This is a genomic window from Pseudomonas sp. (assembly GCF_050739995.1).
GTDB lineage: Bacteria > Pseudomonadota > Gammaproteobacteria > Pseudomonadales > Pseudomonadaceae > Aquipseudomonas.
Genome location: NZ_JBOICG010000192.1, coordinates 1 through 3,015, shown reverse-complemented (window position 1 = coordinate 3,015; position 3,015 = coordinate 1). Strand labels below are relative to the sequence as shown.

At 59.8% G+C, this 3,015-nt stretch carries 2 protein-coding genes; one reads left to right on the top strand and one right to left on the bottom strand.

Annotation, left to right across the window (positions count from 1 at the left end; genetic code table 11):
- Positions 1–20: 20 nt before the first annotated feature.
- Complete coding sequence (locus ACRESD_RS06725; protein WP_431750215.1) at positions 21–812, bottom strand: crotonase/enoyl-CoA hydratase family protein; 792 nt, start codon at positions 810–812, stop codon at positions 21–23.
- Positions 813–1,234: 422 nt separating this feature from the next.
- On the opposite strand from ACRESD_RS06725, the gene ACRESD_RS06720 reads away from it, so the two are divergent.
- Positions 1,235–2,908 (top strand): DEAD/DEAH box helicase, encoded by a 1,674-nt coding sequence (locus tag ACRESD_RS06720; protein ID WP_016972326.1) that lies wholly within the window; start codon positions 1,235–1,237, stop codon positions 2,906–2,908.
- Positions 2,909–3,015 lie beyond the last annotated feature (107 nt).

Here is a 3,015-nt window from a genome sequence, read left to right as displayed (position 1 = left end):
AAGAGGCCGGTTCTGGCAGCTCAGATTCCCTTGAAGACCCCAGGCCGCTTCTCAATCATCGCCCGAACCCCCTCTTTGGCATCTTCACTGTTCAGCAATTTCTCCACCAACGGCTGTAACCCCGCTGCCGCGACAGCTTCGCCTTCCATGCGCGCCTGACGCGCCGACATTAACGTCGCCTGCACACCGAGCGGCGCCTGGCGTGCGATACGGTTGGCCAGCTCGATAGCGCGGGGCAGCAGGTCTTCGCTGGCCATCACTTCCTGAACCAGTCCCAGGCGCAGGGCTTCATGGGCGTCGAACTCATCGCCGGTGAGCAGCCAGCGCATCGCGTTGCCCCAGCCGGCGATCTGGTGAAAACGCAGTGTCGCGCCGCCAAACGGGAAGATCCCGCGTTGCACTTCCATCTGCGCAAAGCGCGTGTTGCTTGCACAGAGGCTGATATCCGCAGCAAGCATCAGCTCGATCCCGATGGTCAGGCAGTAACCCTGGGCGGCGACGATCACCGGCTTGTTCACACGGGGGCCTGCGAATACGCCCCAGGGATCGCAGCCTCCCAGAGGTGGTTGCCAGCCACCCGTCATCACGGCGCTGACATTGGCCAGGTCCAGCCCGGCGGTAAAGTGCTCGCCATGGGCAAATACCACGGCCACCCGCGCATCGTCATTTCGATCAAATTCGCCATAGGCCAGGCTCAGCTCGTTGAGCAGATCCAGGTCAAAGGCATTGCGTTTGGCTACCCGGTCCAGGCCCAGTAACAGAACATGGCCCTGGAGTGCACGGCTGACGCGGCTGCTGCTGGCTTGATTCATCGGGTGTGCCCTCGGGCATGGGAAGGGTTTCAGACCAAAGGGTCTCAATCGACAGGTGAACCGTTTAAGCGTTTTAACCAACAGGGCCGGGCCTTTGAAAAATAGACCCTGGCGCTCTTATCTGCAAAGGCTGCGATACAGCGCGGTTTGTCGGTACTTTTCGATAAAAAAAGCTCCCTTTTTCAGGTATTTCCGGTATAGTGCGCGCCGGCCTTTAACCGGGCCGCGTTTAGGTAGCGCAATTCCCCGAAGTCAGCTTCGGCTGCACGTCCGCACAGCGGACTCTCCCTTGACGAATCTTTTTCATTCATTCGTTTTCGCAAATCCCCGCCGACAAAGCAGCCAGGGCGACTCTTGAGTCTCAACACGGCATGCGCAGCTTTGGAGCATGGGTCTTTGCGGATGCACTTAGAGGCAGACCCATGACCCAGGAAACCGGCGGCTTCGCCGCTTTTAATCTTAACCCGAATATTCTTGCAGCCGTCGCAGCGACCGGCTACGAAGAGCCTTCGGCGATTCAGCAGCAATCGATCCCGATCATCATGGCCGGCAAAGACATGATTGGCCAGGCGCAAACCGGTACCGGTAAAACCGCCGCGTTCGCCCTGCCTATCCTGCAGTGCATCGATCCTGCCAAGCGCGAACCGCAAGCCCTGATCCTGGCGCCAACCCGTGAGTTGGCGCTGCAAGTAGCAACCGCTTTCGAAACCTACGCCAAGCAAATGCCGGGTGTAACCGTTGTGGCCGTTTACGGCGGCGCGCCTATGGGCCCACAACTCAAAGCAATCCGTAATGGCGCACAGATCGTTGTCGCCACCCCGGGCCGTCTGTGCGACCACCTGCGTCGTGACGAAAAAGTCCTGTCGACCGTGAACCACTTGGTTCTCGACGAAGCTGACGAAATGTTGAAGCTGGGCTTCATGGATGACCTGGAAGTCATCTTCAAGGCGCTGCCACCGACCCGTCAGACCGTGCTGTTTTCGGCCACCTTGCCACAGTCGATCCGTGCCATTGCCGAGCGTCACCTGCGTGACCCAGAGCACGTGAAGATCCAGACCAAGACTCAGACCGTTACCGCGATCGAACAGGCTCACCTGTTGGTTCACGCTGACCAGAAGACCTCGGCTGTATTGAGCCTGCTGGAAGTCGAAGACTTCGACGCCCTGATCATGTTCGTACGCACCAAGCAAGCGACCCTGGACCTGGCCAGTGCCCTGGAAGCCAAAGGCTACAAAGCCGCTGCGCTGAACGGTGACATCGCCCAGAACCAACGTGAGCGCGTGATCGACTCCCTCAAGGATGGTCGTCTGGACATCGTTGTAGCGACCGACGTTGCCGCTCGTGGTCTCGACGTTCCACGTATCACCCACGTGTTCAACGTTGACATGCCGTACGACCCAGAGTCCTACGTTCACCGTATCGGCCGTACCGGCCGTGCCGGTCGCGAAGGTCGTGCACTGCTGCTGGTGACTCCACGTGAGCGCCGCATGCTGCAAGTGATCGAGCGTGTCACCGGTCAGAAAGTTGCCGAAGTCCGCCTGCCGGATGCCCAGGCTGTTCTGGATGCGCGCATCAAGAAACTGACCAACAGCCTGTCGCCGCTGGTGGCTGACGCTGAATCGACCCACGGCGACCTGCTGGACCGCCTGACCGCCGATATCGGTTGCACCCCGCGTGCCCTGGCTGCAGCCCTGCTGCGTAAAGCCACCAACGGTCAAGCATTGACTCTGGCAGCCATCGAGAAAGAACGTCCACTGGTTCCGAACAGCGCACCACGCGGTGATCGCCCAGAGCGTTCCGGCGACCGTCCAGACCGTGGTGATCGTGAGCGTCGCGCTCCGGTTCCATTGGCTGAAGGTCGTGCTCGTTGCCGTACCGCGCTGGGTGCGCGTGATGGTATCGCTGCCAAGAACCTGCTGGGCGCTATCCTCAACGAGGGTGGCCTGGCGCGTGAAGCCATCGGTCGCATCCAGGTTCGTGACAGCTTCTCCCTGGTGGAGCTGCCGGAAGATGGCCTGGAAAAACTGCTGGCCAAGCTGAAAGACACCCGCGTTGCCGGCAAGCAGTTGAAGCTGCGTCGCTACCGCGAAGATTGATCCGCTCTTGGGCTGATTGATCGCACATAAAAAATCCCCGACTGGTTCGGGGATTTTTTTTGCCTTGGGTTTTTGAGTCCGCCCGGAATCAAATGTGGGAGCTGGCT

What these genes read in the sequence shown, in the direction of transcription:
- ACRESD_RS06725 (WP_431750215.1), bottom strand. Translation starts at nt 812, where the DNA reads ATGAATCAAGCCAGCAGCAGCCGCGTCAGCCGTGCACTCCAGGGCCAT.
- ACRESD_RS06720 (WP_016972326.1), top strand. Translation starts at nt 1,235, where the DNA reads ATGACCCAGGAAACCGGCGGCTTCGCCGCTTTTAATCTTAACCCGAAT.